Origin of the sequence: Paenibacillus sp. FSL L8-0494 (assembly GCF_038003695.1) — a bacterium.
GTDB classification, from domain to species: Bacteria; Bacillota; Bacilli; order Paenibacillales; family Paenibacillaceae; genus Paenibacillus_AQ; species Paenibacillus_AQ odorifer.
Map to the genome: position 1 here is coordinate 4,828,615 of NZ_JBBOPQ010000001.1, position 26,168 is coordinate 4,854,782.

Genomic DNA, 26,168 nt, shown 5'->3' on the forward strand with positions numbered 1-26,168 from the left:
TTTATGCAACAAATGGAATCTATAACCTCCCTTAACTTGGAATATAAATACGCAAAAGGGATGTCCTTGAGCTACTATAGCTCAGCGAACATCCCTTTTTACTCTTTTGAAATTAACTTATTGAAGAGACTTCAGCAACGTAACTATCTCATCCAGCTGCTTGTCCAGCGCATAAGCATCGGAGAGATAATATGTTTTAAGGTCGTAGGTGAATACATGACCCGCCTTAACAGCAGGCAGGCTTTGCCAGAAGACACTGTCCAGAATGTCCAGCTTATCCTGCTCCACGCCACGGCTGAAGCCTTGGAAGATATAATCAGCTTCACCTAAGTACTCGGGCAACGCTTCAAATGAGAGGGAAGCCCAGCCTTCTTTAAAGGCTGCCTCTTGGACAAGATCAGGTGCATGCAGCCCCAATCCGTTATATATAATCTCTCCACCGCGCCCATATGACGAACCGTATAAATACAGCTCTTTACCGGCAATTTCAAAGATCGCCACCTTTTTGTCAGCTGCGATCAGATCAGCCAATTCCGCTTTTTTCGCTTCCAGCTTCTGATTGAAATCCGCCACCCACTTTACAGCCTGCTGCTCCTTGTTCAAGATTTTCCCGATCTCGATCAATCGTTCCTTATAGTCGTATTTGCCCCAAGGAATAAAGACAGTCGGAGCAATCTTAGAGATTTGCTCATAGGTATCTTCCTGATAAGTGATAATCAAGTCCGGTTCGAGGCTCGTTATTTTCTCCAGGGACACCGTCATGTCATCGCCTACTACTTCTACACCTGTCAGCGCCTCTTTGAAATATGGATGGTTCAAGATGTCATTCCCGGCAACGGCAATGGGCGTCACGCCAAGCGTCAGAAGATCACCAATAAAGTCTTGTACCGGAATCACAACTCTTTGTGGATTGCGTGGGATCTGCACCGGGCCTTTGTCGCTTTCGTACGTCCAATACTCTGCATCAGCAGCCGGCTCCGTGCTGGCAACTACAGAATCATTATTAGTAGCCGACGTGCTAGCTGGAGCATTCCCCTGATTAGCAGCTTGTCCGCATGCGCTCAACAGCAGCACCAGCGTAAGCATAACAGCTATCATGCTTGTTTTTCCTAACGATATAATTCTGTACAATGTAAATCCCCCTTGAGACTTTATATTATTATGATATTGATAATCAATATCATTAAGATCTTTGTTTAATATACCGTCTCCGCGGGAAAACATATATACACGCTAATACATCAATTTAGCTATGGACGATTGTCAGCTTAATTTATGGCCGGTTAACAAATCTGTCTGTATTTCCAGCTGGCGTTCGAGCGCAAGCCCTTCGCTGCCCCAAAATTCCTCAAGCTTCAGGTAATATATGCATTCATTCCTGAATGCTGGAAGATTGCGCCAAACCGCGCTTTTACTAATGCGTTTACGTGTTCTCGACATCCAGTCCTCTTGTCCTGATACAACCACAAACATATGGTCAGCCGCGTATATTGGCAATTCCGACAGTGAGATGCATAAATGATCATTCCGCTCCAGAACATCTGACCTTACCTTGTCCGGTGGAGTTACCCCCAGCATTGGATACAGATTGTACACCCCTCGGGCTGTATAATTCCAGATATAAATACTGTTATCTTGCCTAATCTCATACACCGCTACCGTTTCACCAGATTCAATTAATGAGGACAAACGCTGCTTGGCCAAATCTATTTTCAAATGATAGTGCCTTATCCATGCCTCTGCCCGCTCCTCTTCTCCCAGCAGTCTGCCGAATAAACGAATCTGTTCCAGGCGGTCCATTTTATCACACTCCACAGTAACTAGTGGACCCAACTTTTCCATGCATTTAAGCTGACGAGGGCTCAGATAGGTCGGTGCAATAACTAGATCGGCTTCTAGCCCAGACCAGTCCGCTTCCGCCGGACATCCCTGCAACTCAAATGATCGCACACCCGCCAGTTCCGGCAGCAAAAGCAATGAGTAGTTCATCACATCTTCTTCAACCGCGACAGGCTTCACTCCCAGCGCAAGTAAATCCCCTAAAAATTGTAACGCTACTATCCGCTTCGGTTTGGGACGTAAACGGAATTCTGTTGGGGTCATCCCGGTGACTTGCTTGAATTTGCGGCTCAGATATAGTCCATCTGTATAGCCAACTTTTTGCGAAATTTCCTGTATTGTTGCTTTGCTGGACATCAAGTGTTTTTTCGCTTTATTTACTCTTAAATGAGTTACATATTCGGTGAAGCTCCAACCCGTCTGCTTGCGGAACCATACTGAGAAATAACGAGGATTGAAGCCCATCATTCGAGACATCATCTCCCGCGTAATCTCCTTTTGGAAATTCTGGTGGATATAAGCGAGCATTCTGAAATATGAACTATCCGTAATGTCTGCTTCAGCGTCAGCCTCTACGAGCAGTTGATGTAGCTGATGCAGCAAGGATTGAATTCTATCTGCCTGTACTTCTAAATTATTGGCAGCAACGTCTTCTAATTCGCTGAATAAGCGAGTTATTTTATTCGTCGTACGTATAGGTAAAATCCCATTGACCGGAAAAATTTCACGGCAAAGTCCATAGACCAATTCTTGCTCCGTGCTATTACTTAGCCCATATACCTCATAGGAGATTGCTAGAACAGAGATAACAGTCTCTAATGGAGCATCAATTTGATAAGTCACACCTGTGCTTAGAAAAAGAATTTCACCATTTTTAAGAGCTACTGTCTCTCCTTCTATGGTTATTTGAACGATAGCTTCTATTGGTGTCAGGAAGAGTGGGGACTGGGCAATCTGGGGTTTATTGATGTGACCGCCGCCGCATTGGCGTTTCCCTGCCTCTTTTAACAGATAAATTCTATGAACCGGGTTATTATTTGATAGCTTCATTCCTGCTCCCTTCCAGACTGCTAGACTTAATAACCCATAAAATAGAAAGCAAGCGTATAAGGGTTCTCTCCGCTCGAAATGGATAAGATCTCCTATACGCTTTATATAAAACTTCAGATTTTATGGTTTGAGAAGCCTCTATCCTTAGTGGTCGTCAACGACTCCAAGCGCTTTATTCTTCTCTTTGAACCGTTCATTGTGAGAAGATACGTAAGCGACTTTGGCCGCGGTCGGGTCAATGTACAGCTTTGCGCTATTAAGCGCCAGAGCCGCATCAGTGAAAGCGCCTGCGATCAAACGAACCTTGCTCGCATAATCCACAAAGTCACCTGCTGCGAATATACCCGGAAGATTGGTCTCCAGCTTATCAGTTACATTCGCACACCACTCGCCCATATCAAGGCCCCATTCTTTTAACGGACCAAAATCGCTCTTCAGACCATGATTCACAATGACAGCATCCACTTCAAACTGCTCTGTTTCACCTGTCTCTATATGGCTGATCGTAACCTGATCTATCGTTTCACCATTACTGCTGTGTAATTGGCTTACTGCATATGGCGCACGGACATTGACTGAGGATTCCTTCATCCGCACAATGTTTTTCTCATGTCCGCCAAACTGTTCGCGGCGATGCGCAATCGTCACACTTGCAGCGATGGGCTCCAATTCATTCGCCCAATCTACTGCGGAGTTGCCTCCACCGGAGATTAGCACTCTTTTACCGCGGAACGGCTCCAGCTCTTGAACGGTATAATGAAGATTCGTCACCTCATAACGATCTGCACCTTCAATTTCAAGCTTTGCCATCTGTAGAATTCCGTAACCAATTGCCAAAATGACTGTGCGGGTCCAATGTTGTTCCCCAGTAGAAGAGGTCAAGATGTACGTCCCATCTTCTTGTCTCTCTTGATTCATAATTTGCTGACCCAGCACAATAGTCGGATCGAAGGTTTGAGCCTGCTCCTTGAGCTGACCGATCAGTTGATGGCAAAGAGTTGGGGTTACGCCTCCTACATCCCAGATCATTTTTTCGGGATAAATAAGCATTCTTCCTCCGAGCTCATCCTTCGCTTCAATTAACTTTGTCTTCAAGTCTCTCATTCCACTATAAAAAGCTGTATACATCCCAGCAGGTCCGCCACCAATAATGGTTACATCGTATAATTCCAGTTGTTTATTCATCGTGTCCCTCCAAAATTATATTCTAGTGATCCCTTCAGCTACTTAAGCTCCAAACTGCGCTTCATGCAATCGGCTGTATATTCCGGCAGTCTGCAGCAGTTCCTCATGCTTACCTTGTTCTGCGATGCCGCCTTCCGCAACGACAACAATACGGTCCGCATTTCTGATCGTTGCAAGGCGATGAGCAATAACAAGTGTTGTGCGTCCTTCAGACAACTCGGCGAGGGCCTCTTGTATAGCGGACTCCGTTTCAGTATCCAATGCAGAGGTTGCTTCGTCCAAAATGAGAATCGTCGGATTCTTCAAGAACATCCGGGCGATGGACAACCTCTGCTTCTGGCCGCCAGAAAGCTTGACGCCTCTCTCACCGATCATTGTATCCAGCCCAGCAGGCTGAGATTTGATCAGTTCTTCCAGCTGAGCGCGTCCCGCAGCCTCCCAGATTTCTTCATCGGAAGCTCCCAATCTGCCGTAAGCAATGTTCTCACGGATGGTTCCGTCAAACAGGAATACATCTTGTTGTACAATCCCGATATGGGAACGAAGTGATTCTAACGTCATGGAGCGAATATCTATTCCATCAATAGAGATGTTGCCTTCGCTTACATCGTAAAAGCGTGGCAGCAAGCTGCAAAGTGTCGTCTTACCAGCACCGGATGGACCCACAAGTGCAACCGTCTCTCCTGCCGAAATCGATAAGTTCACATTGGTTAGTACCTTTTCTTTATCACTATAAGCAAAAGCTACATCCTGGAAGGTTATATTCCCTGACAGATGAGACACTGGCTTAGCGTCTTTTGCGTCATCAACATCTGGCTCCGTCTCCAGCAGTTCAAGATAACGTTTGAAACCAGCGATCCCTTTAGGATAGGTCTCAATGACCGAGTTAATCTGTTGCAAAGGTCCTAAGAAGACATTAGACAACATCACAAAAGCAATAAATTCACCGTAAGTCATTTGCTTCTGGATTACAAAATAGGTTCCGCACACGAGTACGAATAATGAGACCAGTTTCATAAGCACAAAGCTAAAGGATGAATTCCAAGCCATAATTCGATAGGTCATAAGCTTCGTAATACGGAAGCGTTCGTTATTAACTGCAAAACGGGAAATTTCATGATTCTCATTAGCAAAAGCTTGCACAACACGGATCCCACTTACATTGTTTTCTACGCGTGCGTTATAGTCAGCAATGTCCGCGAACATGATGTGGAACGCTTTGGACATTTTGCGACTGAAGTACATGGATAAATAAATCATCAGCGGGACAATTACAAAGGTTAGAATAGCTAATTGCCAATTGATGCTAAGCATGATACCGAATACACCAAGCAGCGTCATCACTGCTATGAATAAATCTTCAGGACCATGGTGGGCAATCTCACCGATGTCCATCAGATCATTTGTCATCCGCGAGACCAAATGGCCTGTTTTGTTATTATCGAAGAAGTTGAAAGAGAGCTTCTGCACACGATCAAATAGCTTTTTTCTCATATCCGACTCGATATTGATCCCCAGCTTATGCCCCCAATAAGTAACGACAAAATGCATAAAGGCGCTGACGATATATATCCCCAGCAAACCGAGGCAAGAATAGAGAATCCATTTCCAATTCCCACTTGGCAGCATATCATCCACTACCCGGTTAACCGCCAGTGGGAAGACTAGTTCCAGCAGTGCAGCAGCAATAGCACAGGAGAAATCAAGAATAAACAATCCCTTATAGGGTCTATAGTAAGCAAAAAAACGACGCAACATTGTAAAAATTCGCTCCTTCCGGTGATTGACCATCCTCTTTCATCAAGATTTAGTACGGGCTAGCAAATACAAGAAGTATGGCGCTCCAATTACAGCAACAACAATTCCAGTGGGGATCTCAGATGGCTGTAAGATCCAGCGCCCAATGGTATCCGCTATAATGACTAGCAGTGAGCCGAGCAGCGCTGAGGTTGGCAGCATGAGCTGATGTTTGGGTCCAACTAGTCGTCTCGCCAAATGGGGGCCGACAAGGCCGACAAAGCCAATCCCACCACTCACAGCAACACTTGCCGCAGCTAGACCAACCGCAGCCGCAAGAAGCCGGAATTGTTCTTTCGTTACAGCAGCCCCAAGTCCTACAGCTGTCTGTTCACCCAAATTAAGGACGTTCATTACCCTTGCTTTATAGATGACATACGGCACGAGAATTACGATCCACGGTAGTAAAGAAAGTACAAACTTCCAGCTTGTGCCCCAAATACTTCCCGCAAGCCAAGTAGCCACAAACTGATACTTCTCCGGATCCAGCCGAAGAGTCAGCACGATCATCGCTGCACTCATTCCAGCTGCAACCGCTACACCGGTCAGCAACAGTCGCATGGGTTTTATTCCTTCATGCCGTTTATAAGCTAAGACATAGATCAAGGCAGCAGTAATTCCCGCACCAACAAACGCCACCATAGGCAGCAGATACACCGGAGCCGCGGTTGCCGTCGGATAAAAAGATATTAACAGCATAACCATAATTCCTGCACCAGCGTTAATCCCTAAGATGCCGGGGTCGGCCAAAGCATTACGAAAGACGCCCTGCATCACAGCTCCGGATACAGCCAAACCTGCGCCTATCAGAACGGAGATCACAATACGCGGTAGCCGAAATTGAAACAAGATTAACTCTTGCTTATCCGTCCCTTTACCGAATAACGTATTAAGCAGCTCCATAGGTGTCAAACGTATGTATCCTGTATTCATACTAATAATAAAAGCAATAACAATCAGTACAGCTAAAATAATCATTATAACTAAGCCACGTTTATTTTTGGCGGCTTGGAAGGAATCGAATGAAGTTTTCTCTATCATTACAGTTCCCTCCTTTCTTTACGTGCAAGATAAAGGAAGAAAGGTACACCGATCAGTGCAATAATTGCTCCAAGCGGCGTTTCATTAGGGGGATTAATCATCCGTGCTGTTAAATCTGCAAATACTGCAAGCAGACTGCCAAGAATAGCTGAACATGGAATGATCCATCTGTAATCCACACCTACAAAAAAACGGGTCAAATGGGGAATAATTAGTCCAATGAACCCAACGGCTCCTACTACTGCAACTGATGATCCAGCCAGAATCAATACGATTAAAGTCCCTGCCAGCTTAACAAGCCCTGTGCGCTGGCCTAGCCCTTTAGCAACATCGTCACCTAGGCTGAGCATTGTAATCGATCGGGATATTACCATAGCCCCAATTAACGCTGCTCCTATCCAAGGGAACATGACTTTAAGCTGAATCCATTTCGTCCCAGCCACGCCTCCCGCATACCAGAAAGCCAAATCTTGCCCAATGTGAAAATATAAAGCTACCCCTTCACTCAGCGCTGACAGCAGTGCACTAAAAGCAGCACCTGCCAGCACCAGACGAGCAGGAGTCAGCCCTCCCTTGGCCAATGATCCGACCCCATACACAACCCCAGCCCCTACTCCGGCACCAATGAAGGAATATAGGATTAAATACATAAACGATAGATTCGGGAAAAATGCAAAACAAAGCGCCAGCGCAAATCCTGCGCCTGAGTTGATGCCCATCAAACCTGAATCTGCGAGTGGATTTCGGGTCATTCCCTGCATAATGGCACCCGCAACTGCAAAGCTGGCCCCTATCATTGCCCCGCCAAGTACACGGGGTAATCGTAATTCTCTAATAATCTGATGATCCATGATCTCCGGATCAAAGTGAAACACAGCTGCCCACACCACAGAAAGTTTAATATCAGCCGCTCCAAAGGAGACTGAAACAGCGATACCTAGTGCTAATAGTACCAGACCGCCAACCAAGATTAACGTGGCAGCCCAAGGACGTGAACGGAACTCTTGTATGGCTGACCCTTTATTAGGTCTAATCTTGGAAGATATCTGTTGATTCATGAATGCCACCCTATTTCTATGAAATTGATTCTCATTATCACTATGCTATTGTAAATGAGCCTTCCTAGGTTTGGCAATAGATAGATTTAATAGGAGGCATTTATTTTATTGCATTGACAGGAATTCTAGGATTTGATAAAGTTCAAATTGAAAATAATAATGATAATGATTCTCATTATTATTTGTTGGTACACATATATAGGGAGGTTTATCATGCTAAAAAGAAAGACCCTCTTCCCCATCCTGGCACTCATAATGTTATTGTCTGTATTTGTGACAGCTTGCGGGGGAACAAACAATGCTTCATCTAATAAACCAACAGAAACAACAGAAGCAACTACAGCACCGAGCACAGAGCCAACGACTGCTCCTGAGGCTTCAGCTGCTGAAATGCGTAGCTATGAAACCACTAAAGGTACTGTGCAAATACCTGTAAAACCACAGCGGATTATTACAGATTATTATGGTGGGGAGTTGCTCTCCGTAGGAGCAAATGTTGTAGGTGTCGAACCTAGTACCTTTGATAATCCCTTCTTGAAAGACCTGCTCACAAACACACAAGATGTCGGTGCTCCAGTTAACGCCGAGAAAGCTCTGGAACTTACACCTGATCTAATCGTCGTTATGTATGATGATAACTACGATGCTTTATCCAAAATTGCTCCAACCATTCATATTCCATACGGAACTGCTACAAATATCTATGAAACTGTTAAACTGTTCGGTGACATTGTAGGTGTGCCTGACAAAGCTGAACAATTTATTGCTGACTTTGAGAAAAAGGCTGCTGAAGGCCGCGAGAAGCTTAAAGGTGTCGTAAATGAAAATGATACTTTTGGAATCTATGAGCTGACTGATAAAGGTGAGCTATGGACCTTCGGAAATAATGCTGGCCGGGGTGGACAAGCCCTTTATAACGCACTTAAGCTAAAAATGCCTACTAAGAACAGCAATGACAACCAAACGTTGCAGCTGTCCATGGAGCTATTGCCAGAATATGCAGCTGACTACATGTTCCTCACCACTTATGATCCTGACAAAAAAGGAGATAAGCTGAAAGAACTGAAGGAATCTCCAGTTTGGAACGGACTTGATGCTGCGAAGAACGATCATCTATTCTACAATGATTTTGATACCTACTACCGCTATGATCCGATTGCGATTACCGCACAGATTGATCTGTTCGTAGATATGATTCTTGAACGCAACGGTAAGAAATAAACATAGGCACATACAAAAACACCCTACTTTAGGCACTGTCTAAAGTGGGGTGTTTGGCTATACATAATAAGCTTCTGTTAAATTTATATCATCTAGTATATTCATTATACTCATCGGTGTTATTTAATTTTTTGTACATATACTCATCATTTTTAAGCTTATAGAGCTGCCCCATCCCCGCAAATACGAAAAACAGCACCAAAATTAATCCATACGCATAGGTGAATTCACCAATATAAAAGCAAGTGACTATCGCAACAAGGGTCAAGATCATTAATGCGACTGCAATTCTGGAAAAAATCTTTTTCAAATGGAATCCCCCCACGTTTTGTGCACCAATATTATCATATTTGGGATTAAATTGAAATCTCATTTTGTTCTATTAAGGGAATATCGAGTAGCTTAATATGTGCCAGCATATTGTGAGTGTATATTTTAGTGTATATACGATAAAAGAGGACTTGAAATAAAAGATACGCTCCGCCTACTAACAAACAAAACCACATCGGCTCCAGAGCTGTAGACATTTCAACCCTGGAAGAACCAACAACATAAAAAGAAGACAATGCAATACCTAATGCATAAGGGAGAAAAAACAGCACTTTTAAAGGGCCGCCTATAATACGAGCCACGTCCTTAGTAGTAATTCCAATCTTGTTCAGCTTCCTGAATTTGATCCGCTCACGCTCTAAATCGGTCTGAATACTGAAATGCAGCACTATCCCGGAGGCGCCGAAAAATATTAAACCAACAAATGAAATTACGAAGATTCCAAATCGGCCAGACTCCTGTAACTGTAGATAGTCACTTATTCTAGACTTCGTAGAAAATACGAGGGCCTCTTGCCGCTCATTGCCATACCAGGACTCTGTATTGTCTTTGTTATATTTGGCTAAAGCGGCATTTAACTTAGCATCTATATCCGCAGTTTTTTTCCAATCCTTAAAATTCAGGAGCTGAAGGATACCGATCGCTTTTTTATTTTCCGCTTTCAGCGCCATATAATCCTCTTCGTTTACAATGATATGAAGACCATTCATTAAATTCGGCACAGGGTTAAATACCATGTTAAATAGGATACCTTGTGAATACAGCGTATGCTTCCCGGAAGCAAGCGTCAGGTCAAAGGTGGGCATTTCCGGTCTTTGATTCTTCCACTCTTCTCCTTGTGCAACTGTGGCCAGATTTAGAAAGTGATCTTTCTCCACATGATAATCAGAGCCGATTAATGCGTTTATATTCTGGTCCAGAAATATTTTAAAATTAAACAAGTCGATATACTCCAGCTTTTGGTGTGAAAGCAGCGGCGTAGCGCCATGATCCGTGATCTCACTTAGTATTTTTGGTGAGATGCTATTTTTTCCGAATACTTCTGAATAGGCAATATCATATGGATTGTTTGCAACCGGAATTTCCTCAGCATTCCAGGTCAAATAAAAAATAATCCCGCTTAGAGAAATCGTGATGAAGACGAGAAAGGTGATGAGAGAAAGCACTACTTTGGAGCGACCAAGGGTATAGATCAAATTGGAACTAAACAGCAGGTGCTTGTGATATGCTCTGCTTGATCGCGATATAAAAAGTTTCATCCAGTCCCCAAGTCCTGACAGCAGCAAATAAACGCCCAACATACTAATTCCCAGATTTATTAACATCATGCGAGCATCGGAAGGGTTGTAATGAGTGAGCATATTATAAACGGAGATTCCCAACAGTAAAACTCCGATGACTCCGGTGATTTTCCCATGAATCAGGTTGCGTTCTGCGGTTCTGGATTCTTTTAAAAGACGTAAAATGCTGTATCTCAAAGTGAATAGCAAATTGATTGCAATCACAACTATGTAAATCACCGCGAAGAATTTAATGGTATACAGATAACTATCCAGCGTCAGTATAAAAGCACTGTCCCCAATATTAACTAACAGCGAAACAATGAAGAAAAAAATACCGGAGAAAACCGTCCCTGCACCTAAACCAGTGAGAATCGAGGCTAAAGCGATCATGCTATTCTCGAACAAAATGATTTTGCGGATATTGTGGCTTGTCATTCCAAGTACCATTAATAGCCCAAAGTCGCTTTTTCTGAATTTCAAAAAGGCCATCTGCGCATATACAATAAACAGAACAGCAAACACTCTTATCACCAAAAAAGGAGCATATAAATTACCTGACACCATCCCATTCACTTGATAAGGGTCATTAAAATCAGGATTACTGTACAGCGAATAAAATGTAAAAAAGATCATGACTGTAAAGCTGCTGCATAAGAAAAACAACAAATATCTTCTAAGATTCGCCTTAAATATCTGAAATGCCATTCTCCTAAAGGTCATCTTCTCCCCCTCCAATAAAGGCCAGGTTCTCCAGAATCAGAAAAAAAAATGCTCTGCGCTCTTTATTCTCTCTAGCAATCTCTAGTAGAGCCTTCCCATCTTTGATAAAAAGCACGCGATTACAATAGCTGGCCGCAAAAGGATCATGTGTGACCATCACTATCGTTGCTCCTTTTAGAGTGTTGAGCTTGTCGAAGGTCTTCATCACCGTACTCGAGGATTTAGAATCCAAATTCCCTGTCGGCTCGTCCGCAAAAATCACATCTGGATGATTAATAATCGCCCTGCTGATCGCCGTCCGCTGCTGTTGCCCCCCTGAAACCATATAAGGATATTTGTCCTTCACCTCATCCAGATCAAATAGCGATAACGTCTCATCTGTCTTGGCATTGATATCTTCTACCTCTTGATCATCCAGCACCATGGGCACCATGATATTTTCCCGTAGGGTCAGACTATCCAGCAGATTGTAATCCTGAAAAACGAATCCCATACGCTGCCGGCGAAAAAGCGCAAGCTCGTTCTTGGACATCTCATTTATACTAGTCTCTGCAATTCTTACAACCCCACTATACTCCGTGTCGATTCCGCTTAGTATATTTAAAAGTGTCGTTTTTCCGCTCCCCGAGGGTCCCATAATCGCCACAAACTCGCCGCTATCCACACTAAGACTAATCCCGTTCAGCGCTCGATACCGATTCGTTTTGCCTTTTCCTTTGTATTCTTTTGAGAGATTCTCTACTTGCAGTATGGACATCCTAGCACCTTCTCATTGATAGGTTTGGATTGAGTTACATTAAATGGAATTCAATCACTCGGTATTACTATAAAGCTAAGAAGGGCGTTCGTTTGTTAGATTGCTCACAGCGCAAAAAAAGCAGGATACCTCCTCTATAATTTCCGCTCCCGCAAAAAACAAAGGCAAAGAAAACCAGTAAAAGCAAGTCCTCCGATTGCTGCTAATGAGAAGGAAAACGCCCTTACATAATCCGCCAGATCTGCTTCCAAAAGAGAATGCTTTAGCGAAGCGGAGAATAAAATACCGATTAACGCCACTCCTAACGAATTCGCAAAATACATAAAGGTAGTGATCAAGCCTGAACCCGTGCCCGTGATCTTTGTGGGTACTGAACTAAGCGTGACGTTAACTAGGGGCGTAGTAGCCATTCCGAGACCGAAACCATATATCAATAATATTAGGATATTACGAGGGTCCAGCAGATGCGTAACGTCCACATTTAGCTCTAACATAAGCAGCAGGCTACAGCTACCCATCATCAGCGCTCCTATCTTAAGAACACTCATCCCCCATCTTTTGACCATTCGAGACGAGATTAAGGAAGTCAGAAAAAAGCCTATCCCTATAGGCAAGAAAACCATACTCGTATCTTGAACACTATAGTGCAAACCAAATTGCATATAATAGCTCAAAATAAAAAAGAAAGAGAACATACTTAGATAAAGGACAAGAACGGTTGCCAGACCAGCGCTAAATGTTCGATCTCTGAAAATAGACAGATCGACTAACGGTAACGCCCCCTGCTTTCCCTTTCGATTTTCAACCCAGATAAAAGTAAACAACACGAAAAGAGCTAAAATTAGACAGCCAAAAATCCACAACGGCCACCCTTGTTTTTGTCCCTCTGACAACGGATAGATCAGCAGGAACAAACCGATCAGCAGAAGGAAGCTTCCAGTCCAATCAATACTGTGCGCCTGCTCAGCCCGTGTTTCAGGTACAATCGGCATTAACAGCAGGACGAGAAGTCCAAATGGCACATTGAAAAAAAACACCGTCCGCCAACCGAGATCGAACGGATTCCAATTCACAATAGTGCCTCCGAGGATGAATCCGAATGCAAATCCAAAACCAATCATGGCGCCGTAAATGCCGAAAACAAGCCCTTTTTCCTTTGGCAGAAAGCTGACCTGCAGCGTAGATAGAACCTGAGGTTGAATAAACGCCGCAGCCAAACCCTGCACAATCCGAATAATAATCAGAAGTTCCGGATCTGAGGTCAATCCGCCTAACACTGCCATGACCGTAAACCCGCTCACCCCGATCATCAACATCCGTTTTCTGCCGTATATATCTCCAAGCTTTCCACTAATAATCAACGCCACAGCTAATCCTAGCGAAAATCCGGTAACGATAAGCTGTGCTTCCGAAAAGCTTGCGTTCAAGCTATATTGCATAGATGGAAGCGCAACTTGAATCATATAAGTATTTAATGAAATAAGTAATGTTGGCAGTAAAATAACCCCCAGCGCATACCACCGGCGCGAATCTACTTGTTGTTGTTCCATTGTATAACCACCTTTTTATCTGCAATCTATGTAATTATTATCATTTAGAGTGGTCTTTTTCTCTACCTGTTAAGGGAGGTGCACTCCTTGATAAGGGAGCAAACACAAAAAAACCTCAAGCAGACAGAATATAACGTTCGATTCCGAACCCTATGTTCTAACACTTGAAGCTTTAAGCTTTCTGCATTTACAAATCTTCCTACAGCCTGTTTCGTTCCAAACTCTGTTGTTCGATACGTTTTAAGTATTCGCTTGGATTGCAGCCATAATGCTTACGAAAGGTCGTCGTGAAATTGCTGACATTGCTATATCCGACCGAAACAGCTGTTTTCCCTATATTCAAACCTTCAACCTCCATATACCAGAGCGCTTTCTCCATCCTTTTTATACGTACTAGCTCGAAGATCGTCATGCCAAATAATTCGCGGAAGCCTTTTTTTAGCTTGAATTCGTTGATACCTACCCGCTTAGCCAACTCACGTATAGATAACGGTTGTTCGAAATGGATTTGCACCAATTCATGTACCCGCTTCAGATTGGTAATATCATCGTGCCGCAGCGTCATACTATCGCTAATAGAACCGTAACCATCAGACTCACCAAACAAAGCAATAAATTCAAGGGCTTTGCTCTCCATATATAAACGTCTCAATGTTCCATGATAGGTACAGTGGATCATTTCGGAGACACATTTTCGGATTGCCGCAGTATCTGGATAACGATCAATATTGCCACGATGATGTCTAAGCCAGGTTTCCATTTGCTGTGTCTCCGATAAATCTCCGGCGTAATTCAGCAGTTCACTAGGAGCAAACCGTATTTCCAGCAATTGATTGGGGACACCTGCTTTTTTCTCTTCATACACCTGAACATCCTCTAGAAAAAGGACATTGCCCATTTGTTTATCCGTGTAACTTTCCTTGCCGTTCCATTCGCAATAGATTTCTCCGCTTAGATTATAGCTTAGTTCAAACAACGGACAAGCTTCTTGAATGTGGAGCTTCATATCCTGTTCGTAAGTTATGTCCGTATACATAATCTCCATACCTGGACGAATCCGTGTACGGGTGACACTTCCCTTGCCAATATGTGAAGGGATAGTAAGCCGTTGTTCCCATTGGTTATGCTCAACATGCCCCTCTATCCGTTCTGTAAATTGATCAAAAAGATCATGAATTTCCATATTCAATATATTTAAAGTCATCGCAAACCTCTCCTTCTTCGCTCCTTGTATACGATGAGTTACATAATCTCTACTCTAGCTCCGTAAATGATAATTGTTATCACTTGAAAGTGTCAACCTGAAATACAAAAAAGCATTGGCGGATTTTATCCTGCCAACGCTTTTTCAGAAGTAAAATAAGACCGTTCAAACTGATGGAAATGTGTCCCTTCGGTATCTCAGCTCCCCCGTAACCTCCATAATCTTCGAGGCTAACAAATGCGAGGGCAGCTCGTAATCCACACAACCCAGCTTCGCCGCTGCTTCAGGCATTTCACTTTCAATAGAAGTTTCTTGCGATTCTACAAGCGTTGATTGGGCACCAGCATGTTTGGCAGCTAGCATCCCTTTAGCGCCATCATTTCCCATTCCGGTCATTAGGATTAAATGCTGCTGTAGACCAGTTAATGCAGATATAGACCCAAACAAGACATCGACCGAAGGACAGTGCCCATTCACTGCAGGCTTTTTCATAAGTTTTATTCTGAGATCTTGCCCCTCCTGAATGATGGTCATATGAAAATTACCTGGAGCGATATAGACGGTTCCCCCGAGCACCGATTGCTTGTCCTTGGCTTCCACCACCCGTACACTTGAGAACCGATTCAGTCGTTCCGCCAATGCTTTTGTGTACTTAGGCGGCATATGTTGCACAATTAGCAGGGGATACGGGAAGCTCGCTGGAAGTGAGGTAATTAAGATTTCTAATGCCTTCGGCCCTCCTACTCCACATCCAATTCCCACGATCTGCTCAATGACTTCTGTACATCCACTCTTATCGTTTTTTTGTTTCTCTTGTCGAGCTTTCACTTTGGAGATGTTTATATTGTTAAGAATAAGAGTTCTTAAAGGAATTTCAGCGGCTTTCTTAATTTTGAATAATAACTCATCTTTTATGCTGTATAGACCAGGTCCATAAGATTGAGCTGGCTTGGAGATGAAATCCACTGCACCATTTTGTAGAGCAGTAATGGTTGCAGTTATACCTTCCTTTGTAGCTGAGCTCAGGATAAGTATAGGTGTTGGCCGCTGTGACATTATGCTTGTGAGTGCTACCAAACCGTTCAATTCCGGCATTTCTATATCTATAGCCACGACATCGGGCCTGAGTTTTTGAACCATGCTGATCGCTTCGGATGCATTTCGAGCTACTCCAATGACCTCGAGGGTTGAGTCCTCCGAAATTAGGTTCGAGATCTGTTTACGCATGGTTACTGAAGCAGCTACAACGAGCACCTTTATTTTTTGCACTACTACTCCTCTCCTATCAATGATAATACCCCTGACACTGTTTATTTAACTTTAAAAATTGATACCAGACTATTTAACTCTTCTGCTAGCTGAGCCAAAGCATTGGCCGTCGTTGCCGTTTCACTGCTGCTTGCCGCCATTTCTTCAGTTGCGGCGGATATGCTCTCAATTGAGAACATTACCTCAGACGATTGTGCAGCCTGTTCTTCACTGGCAGCCGCAATTTCTGTTACTTTATGAGCGGTATCGTTCACCATCGTAAGGATATGTTCAAAGGCTTCTCCATTTTTTTGTGAAAAAGCTACTCCTTCTACTACGGCATTTACACTATGCTGCGTATTCTTCTGCATTTCTTTGATAATGCCCGTGATTTGTTTCGTAGCCCCACTGCTCCGCTCAGCTAACTTTCTTACTTCATTCGCAACAACGGCAAAACCTCGACCTTGTTCACCTGCGCGGGCCGCTTCTATCGCTGCGTTCAGGGCTAGCAGATTTGTCTGTTGGGCAATATCTTCAATCACCGCAATAATCTCACCAATCTTATCAGAATCTTCCGCAAGTCTAGACATTTGAGTATCCAGTACTGCCATTCCTTGTACGGAGTTCTTAACCACGATCCCTCCATCTTGAGCTATACGCATCGTTTGATCTGAAAGCTCAGAGGCCTGTTCAGCACTCTGGGCTACTGAATTAATCGCCGCAGATAATTCTCGGAACAACTCATTCATCGTTTGCGCTGCACTAGCTTGACTCATACTTCCACTAGCTACTTCCTCTGTACTTGCTGAGATTTGCTGTGCAGCAGCTGAGACACTTTCCGCAGAAGAAGAAATGCCGCTCACAGTTCGTCTTAGGTTCAGAACCATTTCATTAACAGAATAAGCTAGCATTCCAATCTCGTCCTTAGATTCCAGATTCGACGTTTCGCTTAAATCACCATTAGCCACTTTACCTAGCAGGCGCATTACTTGATTTAGAGGCCGTGCTATGATCTGCGATATTAGAAGACCCAGACCAATACTGATGAGCAGCGCAACAATAGTAACGCTAAACGTAATCAAACGAGAGGACTGATAAAGGTCATTGGCATTAACAATCGAACCTTGAGCCTGCTTCATATTGATGTCTATTAAATTTTGCAGAAAGTCAGTCAGCTCTGTTGTAGCTGTTTGCAAATCACTTACAAGCAAAAAATTTGTATATTTCTCATTACTAATATTTGTATTATTCAATTCAATAGCCTCATCCAGGCTTGTGATATACCGTTTCCAGATCTCAGGATAATCCTTCATTATGGCTAATTCTTCAGCTCTCAACGCAGTCTTGCTATATTTTCCCATGATCTCTTCAATACTTTGAACGTTTTTATGTATTTTATCTTCGTATTCTTTCTTTTCTGCCACTGTTTTAGCCATCGTGTTTATATCACGGATATTGATTCTATTTGTTAAAAATAGTTCATTCGCTTCTCCCAGATAAGCTATAGGTGTTAAGCGGTTTTCATACATGTCCACGATAGAGCGGTCCATCTTACTCAAATTCGTAATTCCATAGAATCCTACAAAGCACAATATTGCGGATACTAACAGAAATGCGGAGATTAACTTCACTGCTGTTCTTAAATTATAAAACCACTTCATTTTCCTCAGCCCCTCATTGGCGTTAGTCATTTTTTAGTAATTCTTAGGAACTATTTCATCATATACGGTAAGCAGATTAAGGTAACCGAAAAAAAATAGCGCGACCACGCAAAAATATTGCGTCATCCCGCAAAAAAAGCGCAGACCAAAAAATCCCGCCTCACAGAACCGTGAACGGGATTTTGATCTATTTGTTTGTTACGAATTTTCATAGTGAATTGTTGAAATCGGACTCCTTCAATATGCCCAGTCGTTTAGCTTTTATTGCCGCTTCAATTCTTGATTTCACATTTAGCTTCTGGAACAGACTCGTTAAACTGTATTCCAGCGATCGTTGACTCATAAGTACAATCTCTGCTATTTCCTTGTTGCTTTTTCCTTTTGCAATCTCTGTCAGCATTTCATGCTCTTTTTTGCTTATCTTCGGGTTTGCTTGGTCAACATTAATCTCCATTCCTTTAGATGATACTTTTCTTAACTGTTTAACTAGGGTATGAGGCAAAATGACATCTCCCCTTAAAGCACAACGCACTGCTGCAACCAACTGCTCTCTATTGGTCGTTTTTGAAATAAACCCAAACAGACCCGATTCGATCATCAAGTTAAATTTGTTAGTAATTTCGTATCCGGTATAGATTAAGATAATCGCGTCTGCGTTTATTTTTAAGACTTCCTTCGCCAAATCAATCCCATTCCCATCAGCGATATGAAGATCAAACAACATCACGTCAAACGTATGGCTACCCACCATGTTAAGCGCCTCATAGGCTGAATTGGCTAGGGTAACCTTCATATCTCCCTCTTGTTCCAGTATCATCTTAGTCCCTTCCATGACAGAGGGATGGTCGTCCACTAACAAAATTTGAATCATGCCTAATACACCCCTATCCCCTTATTATGCCCCATGATTAATCTGCAGGTATGGATATAAAGACAGCTAATCCCTTATTCTCTGGCGAAAGAAATCGTATGGTCCCATCCATACTGCGAACCCTTTCTTTCATCCCATAAATCCCCATACTCTTAATAGAATCCTCTCCTAAAAGGCTCATTCCAATTCCGTTATCTTCATAATCCAAAAGCACCTGTTGCCCTTCACTAGCTAAGGAGATACGTACTTCTGTGGCACAGGAATGTTTAGCTGCATTAGCCAAAAGTTCCTGCACAATACGGTACAGACCTATTAGAATCTCGTCTTTTAACTTATGCCTGAAAGCGTTTGACTCAAAATATATCTGATAGTCGTTCCGCAACTGAGCAAATTCAAACAATGTCTCAAGTGAGGAAGCAAGCCCCTCATTGATTAATGCTGGTGGCCTAAGCTCATTGCAGATAATCCGCAGTTCATAGATAACATCGAGTAAACCTTCTGTGATCTGTTCTAACTGCTCCTTTAGTTCCCCCGTAACGGATTTATCACTTAAAAAATTATCAAGCTTACGATACCAGATGATCTGTTCTTGAAGTGCTGAATCATGTAAATCTTGAGCAAGCCGTTTGCGTTCATTCTCGGATAAATTAAACATAAAGCGTAGTAACCATGTCGGAGCTTGCTCGGAAGCCGCTAACTCAAGGTCCTTAGTTAGATCTTCTATGAGCAAAAAATTATCAAATAACACACTAACATAACGGGTAATCGTCTTCAGCCACACTCGAACAGAACTTATTTCTAATAAAATAGACTTCTCATTAATGGATAGAATATAGCTTTTTCTTCGGAACTCTCCGATCTTAAGTGAATAGCCCCGCTCGGTCTCAATAATCTCGCATATTTTATCATGGTTATCTTCAACTTCAACCATACAAATATTGGTAACCCGCAAGACTTCTCTAACTTCTTTTAGTAATCGTTGTTCCATGTGACTGATCTTCATCGCACCAAACAAATCTTGCGAGAATTGATCAAGACTCATCTGTAAGTTGAAATACCTTTCCTCGCTGTTCCGAATGATCTGCTCTGTAAGCTGTCTTTCCACCTCAATTTTTTTCCGATCACTGATATCCCTAAAGATAGAGATACATGCAACCTTACCCTTATATAGAATTGAGCTAGCTGTTACTTCTACATCGATAATAGATCCATCTGACCGCACGACCTTTTGTTCAATAGGAGCTAATATCCGATTGGGTCCATAATAGATTTCACGCATCCGATCTCTAGCCAGCGTTATATAGTCTGGGTGGGCCCAATTAAAAATAGAGGTGCCAATCAATTGATCCTCACTGCAAACTCCAAACAATCCTAAACAGGAAAAATTCACATAAAGAAATTTATATTCACTATGGAGTACTACCGCTTCAGGTGACATATCAATAAGCAGCCGATTGAGTTCCTCGCTTTCTCTAAGTTCACTCTCCATCTGGACCCTTTTTGTAATGTCTCTCGCTACAATCACAATACTAACTACTTCTCCATCCTCACCAAGAACAGGTGTACCCAAGCATTCCAGATCTATAATGTGACCTTTGATGTGAATAAACCGATTGTAAAACATCTTACATACTTTTGTCCGAAAAATATCCAAGATCTGTTCCCGCAACACTTCTTGTTCATCAGGATGAATATACTCCAAAATGGTTGTGTTCTTTATTGAACCAACAGGAAGACCAATAATTTTCTCACAAGAGGACGAAGCAATAATGAAGTTCCCTTGCTGATCCAGAACCCCAATCATATCCTCCATATTCTCTGTAATAAGCCTGTACTCCGCCTCCCGCTGAGCCAGCCGCTTTTCCACCTCCACAGATGCAGTGATATCTCTTGCGATAACAAAGGTACCCACAATTTGATTGTTTTCATGTACAGGGATGTTTTTCATCGACCAATGGTTAACTAATCCATTCTCGCGGACAGAAGTAACCGTGTAATGCTGCAGAACTCCGCCAACCGTTTTCTCAAAATAATCAGACATCATATGCGAATTCTCTGCACCAAATAAATTCACAATGGATAAGTTTTCTCCGAATCTATTAAAAGCTTCTCCAGTAATTTGATCTGCCGCTGGATTGATAGCTACAATGCTGCCCTGCAGATCCAATTCACACACGATATCTGGGTTATGGTCAAACAGGGATTTGTAGCGCTGCTCGCTTTTTAATAGAACCTCTTGCATCTGCTTTTTTTCCGTATGGTCGATTAAGATCCCATTGAGCCGTACCACTGCCCCTGTCTCATCCATACTGGGAATGATCCTGACTTGGACCCATCGGAGTTCACCGCTGGCATGGATGATCCGATATTCACTAAGATTGCTTATTCCTTGCCCCACTGTAGTTATAATCTTCTGAATTAAAGGCCGCTCTTCTTTAGGAGCAATTCTTAGCCAAAAGTCATCTTCCTTCGCCTGTTCTGGTGAATATCCCGTGATATTGAAAATGGCATCCGATATGAATAACATTTTCCGTGATACGTAATCGTAAGACCAAATCGCCACATCGATCGTAGCAAACATCTGCTGATACAGAGAAAAGCTACTCTCTAACTGGGCTTGAGCATTTTTTTGTTCCGTGATATCTATGATTACGCCATCTATTCTACAAACCTTATGCTCTTGATTAAAAACGGGCGTGCCTATACTTTGAACCCACTTCAGCGCTTTTGCAGGTAACTGCATACGATACTCAAGATTACATAGGTGACCAGAGTATAATTTATCTATATACGCATCAAACCGTTCAAGATCCTCACTGTACACATATTCACGTAAAAAATTGGGGTTATGCGGTAAAGCATGATCTGAACAGTCCACCCAATTCTCCAAAACATTCGACATTGTCAGCAAATTTGCTTCCATGTCAATAGACCATGAGGTCATATCCTTGTCGCCAAGTGAATGCATATTGAGATTCCCTCCACATAAAAAGCCCCCCCTTTTCGGGGCGGCTTTTTCTTCCTATTCGCTATTTCGCAAGCGTCTTTACATTTTAGCCATTATCTACTGAGCAATCTGCTCGCGGATATTCTGCAATATTTTCTTCTCCAGCCGGGATACCTGCACTTGAGAAATCCCAAGGCGACTAGCAACCTCTGACTGCGTTTGGTCACGGTAATATCGAAGATAAACAATCAGCCGTTCACGCTCGCTGAGACCTCCGATAGCCTCATTCAGTGCCAGCTTATCAAACCAGCGTTCCTGTGATTCGTCAGCGATTTGATCAATCAGCGTGATCGGGTCGCCATCATTCTCGAACACAGTCTCATGAATCGAGGTCGGTGGCTTGTTAGCTTCCTGAGCAAATACCACTTCTTCAGGCGTAACTCCCAGTGCCTCAGCAACTTCACCGATGGTAGGCAGACGGTCCAGCGTCTTAGACATTTCATCCTTCATCTTGCGGACCTTATTAGCCATCTCCTTAAGAGAACGGCTAACTTTCAAGGTTCCATCGTCGCGAAGGAAACGCTGAATCTCGCCAATGATCATCGGCACGGCATAAGTGGAGAATTTGACCTCATAGCTGAGGTCGAACTTATCAACGGACTTCAAGAGCCCGATGCAACCGATCTGGAACAAATCGTCAGGTTCATACCCGCGGTTCATAAACCGCTGCACTACCGACCAGACCAACCGGATATTGCAGCTAACTAGTGTGTCCCGGGCAAGATTATCTCCGGCCTGACTGAGCGCGATAAGACGTTTGACCTCCGCATCGTCCAAATAGGTCGGCGGAGCTTTTTTTGACTCTGCATCCATGGCTCCAACCCCTAATTGTATAAAGCTTTTTTCGAAACGATGGTTTTCTTCATTGAGATCGAAGTGCCGTGTCCCGGTTCACTAGTGACTTCAAATTCATCCATGAAATTCTCCATAATGGTAAAGCCCATGCCCGACCGCTCCAGCTCTGGCTTTGAGGTATATAGCGGCTGTTGTGCCAGCTCCAAATCCTCAATGCCCCGTCCCTGATCCTCAATGGTTAAATGTACCGTTTCGTTGTCCAGCGAAGCTGAAATAGTCACAATACCTTCCGGATCACTATCATACCCATGAATAATACAATTGGTGACCGCCTCCGACACGACTGTCTTCAGATCATTCAGCTCGTCCATTGTAGGATCAAGCCTAGAAACGAACGCCGCTACAACTACACGCGCGAATGATTCGTTCTCCGAGAGTGCAGCGAACTGCACGTTCATGAAGTTACCAGCCTTACCATTTGTCATAACGCAACCTCCAAATCCGAGAGTGCAGTGCTCTCGTCGTCATATAGGGGCATGATCTTGAACAGGCCTGACATTTCCAGAAGTCGCTTCACAGGTGCCGTTGCATCACACACCACCATTTTGCCGCCTTTACTATGGATCAGTTTATACCTTCCCAGAATTACGCCGAGACCCGAACTGTCCATAAACTGCAGATGCTTAAGACTAAGGATCAAATGCGATACCTGACCCCGCATAATCGCTTCATCCATATCCATTCTTACAAAATCGGCGGCATGATGATCGAGTTCCCCAGATAAACGGACAATCAGCACACCCCTGTGATGCTCCATTTCCACATTAGAATTCATGCTTGCCACTCTCCTCTTCGTTGCTTTGAAAACTTGGCCTTAAGAGACAGTACCCATTCTCTTCAAGGACAAGGTTTCTACGTGGCAAATCAGGAATCCTGCCTCACGACAAAACTAGAAGAAAACCCCTATGAATCTACAAAGCACATGGGCGCAATCTACAAAAAAGCTCTTTTTAATCCATGCCGAACATCGAGCCTGTTGTACGTTTAAAGAGCTTCCACCAGCCTGCTTTTGCCACAGCTTCCCCTGCTTTAAGTTCATACTCTTTAATCACTTGGGTTCCTTGGTAGACAACCAGCTTGCCTATGGACTGGCCTTCAGCCACTGGTGCCTTCACGCTTTCTGGAAGTACTAGTTCGTGACGAATGCCTTCTTGCGTCACACCTTTTTTCAAAAGAACACTATACGTCTCTTTCGCCGTAATCGGCAGCTCGGACTTCACACCCTTCTCAATCTTAAGGGTACCAATAGCGTCCCCTTCTTTGTGAATAGTGTGGATCTTATATTGCGAAAAGAGATAGTCAAACATGCCCGACACTTCACTGTTACGTGTCTTCGTGTTCGGCTCACCCAGCACAACAGCAACAGCACGCAGACCGTCTCTTGCAGCCGTAGCGGATAAGCAGAATTTTGCTTCAGCGGTATATCCTGTTTTCAGTCCATCAGCGCCTGTATAGAAACGTACAAGCTTGTTCGTGTTTACCAACCAGAATGGTTTGGTGGAATCCTTACGCAGATAATCCTGATAGGAACCGGTATATTTGATAATTCTATCATGCTTTAAAAGCTCCCGGCTAATTACCGCAATATCGTAGGCTGAGGAATAGTGATTAGCAGCTGGAAGACCGTTGCAATTGGCAAAGTGGGTATCTTTCAGACCCAGCTCTTCCGCTCTTTTATTCATCAGATCGACAAAAGCGCTCTCCGAACCCGCTATTTTCTCTGCCATCGCCACAGATGCATCATTACCGGAGGCCATAGCGATGCCTTTGAGCATCTCATCCACCGACATTTCTTCACCAGGCTCCAGGAAAATTTGCGATCCGCCCATCGACGCGGCATATTCACTCGTGCGCACCTTATCCGTCAGTTGCAGTCTTCCTTCATCCAGTGCTTCCACCGTAAGCAGCATCGTCATAATCTTCGTAATACTTGCGGGAGGCAGCTTATCATGGCTGTTCTTTTCATAAATAATAGTGCCGGTGCCTGCATCCATCAAAATCGCAGAACGCGCACCAGGCGCAAGATCTACAGCGGCAGCATTACTGCCAGAATCCTTGCTTTTTTCCTCAGCATAAGCACCTGACATCGGTCCTAGAACCGACACAACGATACAGAGCACAAGCACAGCAAAACGCATTTTTCTCACAATGGTTCCCCTCCTGAACGTTAACCTTCATATCACAGGTACTGTGTTCCAGTTTCGTCAGAAAGGGTGGAAATTATTCCATTTCTAAGTAAATAACTATAATAATTTATCCCAAGAAGTAATGTTGTTGTCAATTAAAAAAAGCCCAGCAGTAGTTGCAGAGCATTTTTATTATAGGGGAGATCAAAAATTATTTCAAATTTTAAGTATTTCCAATTTTTTCGTATTCACTTTAAAGGAAAATGGAATATTTTAACGAATGCTATTTAAGAACTTAACTGCTTATAGAGGAGTGAATATACAGATGGACCACCTTGCAGATTGTATTGAAGCAGAAGCTACACAGAACAATTTCTCTGGTGTAGTGCTGGTACAACAACATGATAAAGAAGTCAGCAGCAGCTGTTACGGTTATGCCAATAAGTCGGATAAGCGCGAAAACAATATTCATACCCGGTTCGGCATTGCTTCCGGATGTAAAATATTTACCGCGATTGCTGTCTGCCAGCTGGTCGATCAGGGATTGATTTCTTTTGAAAGTAGACTAATAGATTATCTTAAAAAGGTAGAGTTCCCTCTCTTTAGTCCTGACATCACCATTCATCAGCTACTTACGCATAGCTCTGGTATTCCGGATTATTTTGATGAAACAATTATGGATGATTTCGAGGACCTGTGGAAGGCACGGCCTATGTACACCTTGCGACAGCTTGAGGATTTTGTGCCGATGTTCCGAACCCTTCCCATGATGTGGACCCCGGGCGAACGTTTCCACTACAACAATGCCGGCTATATCGTGCTAGGCCTTCTGGTGGAGGAACTGAGTGAAATGTCTTTTTCCGATTATGTAGAGCATCACATCTTTAAGCCTTGCGGAATGGAGCAATCCGGTTACTTCACGTTAGATGCCTTACCTGCCAACTGTGCACTAGGATACATAGAGGAAGAGAACGGTAACTGGAGAACCAACATCTATTCAATCCCGGTAAAAGGAGGCGCTGACGGTGGAGCTTTTGTCACTGCCCCCGACCTGCAGCTATTCTGGAGCGGGTTAATGAACCATACATTATTGAGTCCAGTACTCACTTCATTATTGCTTACTCCCCATGTACATGTGGATGGCGAAGGCTATTATGGTTATGGTGTATGGATTACCCTCCACGAAGAAAAAGTGTTCAAATTTCACATTATGGGCTATGATCCCGGTGTTTCCTTCCGGTCGGCTATCTATCCAGCTAGTGGCGAGACTGTGGTCGTATTATGTAATACAAGCAGCGGGGCTTCGCAGATTTTCAATAAGATCAATAACCAGTTATAAATATTGCACCATTGAGCAAAACGCAA

At 43.4% G+C, this 26,168-nt stretch carries 21 protein-coding genes; 2 read left to right on the top strand and 19 right to left on the bottom strand.

Features of this window, described 5'->3' with window-relative positions; all coding sequences use genetic code 11:
* Nucleotides 1-117: 117 nt before the first annotated feature.
* From NYE35_RS21960 to NYE35_RS21985, 6 genes are all read right to left on the bottom strand, one after another.
* On the bottom strand, nucleotides 118-1,131 hold the full coding sequence (locus tag NYE35_RS21960; RefSeq protein ID WP_341122047.1) for an iron-hydroxamate ABC transporter substrate-binding protein: 1,014 nt from the start codon (nucleotides 1,129-1,131) through the stop codon (nucleotides 118-120).
* Between the two features lie 132 nt (nucleotides 1,132-1,263).
* Nucleotides 1,264-2,889, bottom strand: a complete 1,626-nt coding sequence (locus tag NYE35_RS21965; protein ID WP_076101514.1) for a helix-turn-helix domain-containing protein — start codon at nucleotides 2,887-2,889, stop codon at nucleotides 1,264-1,266.
* A gap of 144 nt (nucleotides 2,890-3,033) precedes the next feature.
* Nucleotides 3,034-4,074 (bottom strand): NAD(P)/FAD-dependent oxidoreductase, encoded by a 1,041-nt coding sequence (locus NYE35_RS21970; protein ID WP_036676089.1) that lies wholly within the window; start codon nucleotides 4,072-4,074, stop codon nucleotides 3,034-3,036.
* 42 nt (nucleotides 4,075-4,116) lie between these two features.
* Nucleotides 4,117-5,832 carry an ABC transporter ATP-binding protein gene (locus NYE35_RS21975; protein WP_076104415.1) on the bottom strand — a complete coding sequence of 572 codons (1,716 nt, stop codon included), beginning with the start codon at nucleotides 5,830-5,832 and terminating at the stop codon, nucleotides 4,117-4,119.
* A gap of 42 nt (nucleotides 5,833-5,874) precedes the next feature.
* Nucleotides 5,875-6,849: a FecCD family ABC transporter permease gene (locus NYE35_RS21980; RefSeq protein ID WP_370510596.1), complete on the bottom strand. Its 975-nt coding sequence runs from the start codon at nucleotides 6,847-6,849 to the stop codon at nucleotides 5,875-5,877.
* A gap of 62 nt (nucleotides 6,850-6,911) precedes the next feature.
* Entirely contained in the window at nucleotides 6,912-7,970 is a 1,059-nt protein-coding gene (locus tag NYE35_RS21985; RefSeq protein WP_036676077.1) for a FecCD family ABC transporter permease, read from the bottom strand.
* Nucleotides 7,971-8,183: 213 nt separating this feature from the next.
* Between NYE35_RS21985 and NYE35_RS21990 the strand changes: the two genes are divergently transcribed.
* Nucleotides 8,184-9,191: an ABC transporter substrate-binding protein gene (locus NYE35_RS21990; protein WP_036676075.1), complete on the top strand. Its 1,008-nt coding sequence runs from the start codon at nucleotides 8,184-8,186 to the stop codon at nucleotides 9,189-9,191.
* An 88-nt stretch (nucleotides 9,192-9,279) separates the two neighbouring features.
* Here NYE35_RS21990 and NYE35_RS21995 read toward each other — a convergent pair whose 3' ends face one another.
* From NYE35_RS21995 to NYE35_RS22055, 13 genes are all read right to left on the bottom strand, one after another.
* Nucleotides 9,280-9,501: a hypothetical protein gene (locus NYE35_RS21995; RefSeq protein WP_042190339.1), complete on the bottom strand. Its 222-nt coding sequence runs from the start codon at nucleotides 9,499-9,501 to the stop codon at nucleotides 9,280-9,282.
* 46 nt (nucleotides 9,502-9,547) lie between these two features.
* The gene (locus NYE35_RS22000) at nucleotides 9,548-11,524 is read right to left on the bottom strand and encodes an FtsX-like permease family protein (protein WP_076297382.1); all 1,977 of its coding nucleotides are present in this window, start codon (nucleotides 11,522-11,524) and stop codon (nucleotides 9,548-9,550) included.
* Nucleotides 11,514-12,281, bottom strand: coding sequence for an ABC transporter ATP-binding protein (locus NYE35_RS22005; protein WP_341122048.1), 768 nt, complete (start codon nucleotides 12,279-12,281; stop codon nucleotides 11,514-11,516). Before NYE35_RS22005 ends, NYE35_RS22000 begins: the two co-directional genes overlap by 11 nt.
* A 134-nt stretch (nucleotides 12,282-12,415) precedes the next feature.
* Entirely contained in the window at nucleotides 12,416-13,831 is a 1,416-nt protein-coding gene (locus tag NYE35_RS22010; protein ID WP_341122049.1) for an MFS transporter, read from the bottom strand.
* Nucleotides 13,832-14,030: 199 nt separating this feature from the next.
* On the bottom strand, nucleotides 14,031-15,035 hold the full coding sequence (locus NYE35_RS22015; RefSeq protein WP_076129500.1) for an AraC family transcriptional regulator: 1,005 nt from the start codon (nucleotides 15,033-15,035) through the stop codon (nucleotides 14,031-14,033).
* Nucleotides 15,036-15,200: 165 nt separating this feature from the next.
* Nucleotides 15,201-16,304: a chemotaxis-specific protein-glutamate methyltransferase CheB gene (gene cheB / locus NYE35_RS22020; protein ID WP_038572469.1), complete on the bottom strand. Its 1,104-nt coding sequence runs from the start codon at nucleotides 16,302-16,304 to the stop codon at nucleotides 15,201-15,203.
* 41 nt (nucleotides 16,305-16,345) lie between these two features.
* Entirely contained in the window at nucleotides 16,346-17,944 is a 1,599-nt protein-coding gene (locus NYE35_RS22025) for a methyl-accepting chemotaxis protein (protein ID WP_038572471.1), read from the bottom strand.
* Between the two features lie 208 nt (nucleotides 17,945-18,152).
* A complete protein-coding gene (locus tag NYE35_RS22030) occupies nucleotides 18,153-18,815 on the bottom strand; it encodes a response regulator transcription factor (protein ID WP_341122051.1) in 663 nt (220 codons plus the stop codon).
* 37 nt (nucleotides 18,816-18,852) lie between these two features.
* Nucleotides 18,853-21,783 (bottom strand): sensor histidine kinase, encoded by a 2,931-nt coding sequence (locus tag NYE35_RS22035; RefSeq protein ID WP_076274162.1) that lies wholly within the window; start codon nucleotides 21,781-21,783, stop codon nucleotides 18,853-18,855.
* Nucleotides 21,784-21,879: 96 nt separating this feature from the next.
* Nucleotides 21,880-22,635 carry an RNA polymerase sporulation sigma factor SigF gene (gene sigF / locus NYE35_RS22040; RefSeq protein WP_036676059.1) on the bottom strand — a complete coding sequence of 252 codons (756 nt, stop codon included), beginning with the start codon at nucleotides 22,633-22,635 and terminating at the stop codon, nucleotides 21,880-21,882.
* Nucleotides 22,636-22,646: 11 nt separating this feature from the next.
* Nucleotides 22,647-23,102 (bottom strand): anti-sigma F factor, encoded by a 456-nt coding sequence (gene spoIIAB, locus NYE35_RS22045; RefSeq protein WP_036676058.1) that lies wholly within the window; start codon nucleotides 23,100-23,102, stop codon nucleotides 22,647-22,649.
* A complete protein-coding gene (spoIIAA, locus tag NYE35_RS22050) occupies nucleotides 23,099-23,452 on the bottom strand; it encodes an anti-sigma F factor antagonist (RefSeq protein WP_036676057.1) in 354 nt (117 codons plus the stop codon). The genes spoIIAB and spoIIAA overlap by 4 nt, the downstream gene beginning before the upstream one ends.
* Before the next feature lie 175 nt (nucleotides 23,453-23,627).
* Nucleotides 23,628-24,764 carry a D-alanyl-D-alanine carboxypeptidase family protein gene (locus NYE35_RS22055; RefSeq protein WP_235219379.1) on the bottom strand — a complete coding sequence of 379 codons (1,137 nt, stop codon included), beginning with the start codon at nucleotides 24,762-24,764 and terminating at the stop codon, nucleotides 23,628-23,630.
* A 364-nt stretch (nucleotides 24,765-25,128) separates the two neighbouring features.
* Between NYE35_RS22055 and NYE35_RS22060 the strand changes: the two genes are divergently transcribed.
* Nucleotides 25,129-26,142, top strand: a complete 1,014-nt coding sequence (locus NYE35_RS22060) for a serine hydrolase domain-containing protein (protein WP_341122053.1) — start codon at nucleotides 25,129-25,131, stop codon at nucleotides 26,140-26,142.
* Nucleotides 26,143-26,168 lie beyond the last annotated feature (26 nt).

Coding starts and splice junctions, on each gene's coding strand:
- spoIIAB (WP_036676058.1), bottom strand. CDS start 23,102: ATGACAAATGGTAAGGCTGGTAACTTCATGAACGTGCAGTTCGCTGCA.
- NYE35_RS22055 (WP_235219379.1), bottom strand. CDS start 24,764: ATGTCAGGTGCTTATGCTGAGGAAAAAAGCAAGGATTCTGGCAGTAAT.
- NYE35_RS22000 (WP_076297382.1), bottom strand. CDS start 11,524: ATGACCTTTAGGAGAATGGCATTTCAGATATTTAAGGCGAATCTTAGA.
- NYE35_RS21990 (WP_036676075.1), top strand. CDS start 8,184: ATGCTAAAAAGAAAGACCCTCTTCCCCATCCTGGCACTCATAATGTTA.
- NYE35_RS21980 (WP_370510596.1), bottom strand. CDS start 6,849: ATGATTATTTTAGCTGTACTGATTGTTATTGCTTTTATTATTAGTATG.
- NYE35_RS21985 (WP_036676077.1), bottom strand. CDS start 7,970: ATGAATCAACAGATATCTTCCAAGATTAGACCTAATAAAGGGTCAGCC.
- NYE35_RS22005 (WP_341122048.1), bottom strand. CDS start 12,281: ATGTCCATACTGCAAGTAGAGAATCTCTCAAAAGAATACAAAGGAAAA.
- NYE35_RS22060 (WP_341122053.1), top strand. CDS start 25,129: ATGGACCACCTTGCAGATTGTATTGAAGCAGAAGCTACACAGAACAAT.
- spoIIAA (WP_036676057.1), bottom strand. CDS start 23,452: ATGAATTCTAATGTGGAAATGGAGCATCACAGGGGTGTGCTGATTGTC.
- NYE35_RS22035 (WP_076274162.1), bottom strand. CDS start 21,783: ATGCATTCACTTGGCGACAAGGATATGACCTCATGGTCTATTGACATG.
- NYE35_RS21970 (WP_036676089.1), bottom strand. CDS start 4,074: ATGAATAAACAACTGGAATTATACGATGTAACCATTATTGGTGGCGGA.
- NYE35_RS21965 (WP_076101514.1), bottom strand. CDS start 2,889: ATGAAGCTATCAAATAATAACCCGGTTCATAGAATTTATCTGTTAAAA.
- NYE35_RS22015 (WP_076129500.1), bottom strand. CDS start 15,035: ATGACTTTAAATATATTGAATATGGAAATTCATGATCTTTTTGATCAA.
- NYE35_RS22025 (WP_038572471.1), bottom strand. CDS start 17,944: ATGAAGTGGTTTTATAATTTAAGAACAGCAGTGAAGTTAATCTCCGCA.
- NYE35_RS22030 (WP_341122051.1), bottom strand. CDS start 18,815: ATGATTCAAATTTTGTTAGTGGACGACCATCCCTCTGTCATGGAAGGG.
- NYE35_RS22010 (WP_341122049.1), bottom strand. CDS start 13,831: ATGGAACAACAACAAGTAGATTCGCGCCGGTGGTATGCGCTGGGGGTT.
- sigF (WP_036676059.1), bottom strand. CDS start 22,635: ATGGATGCAGAGTCAAAAAAAGCTCCGCCGACCTATTTGGACGATGCG.
- NYE35_RS21975 (WP_076104415.1), bottom strand. CDS start 5,832: ATGTTGCGTCGTTTTTTTGCTTACTATAGACCCTATAAGGGATTGTTT.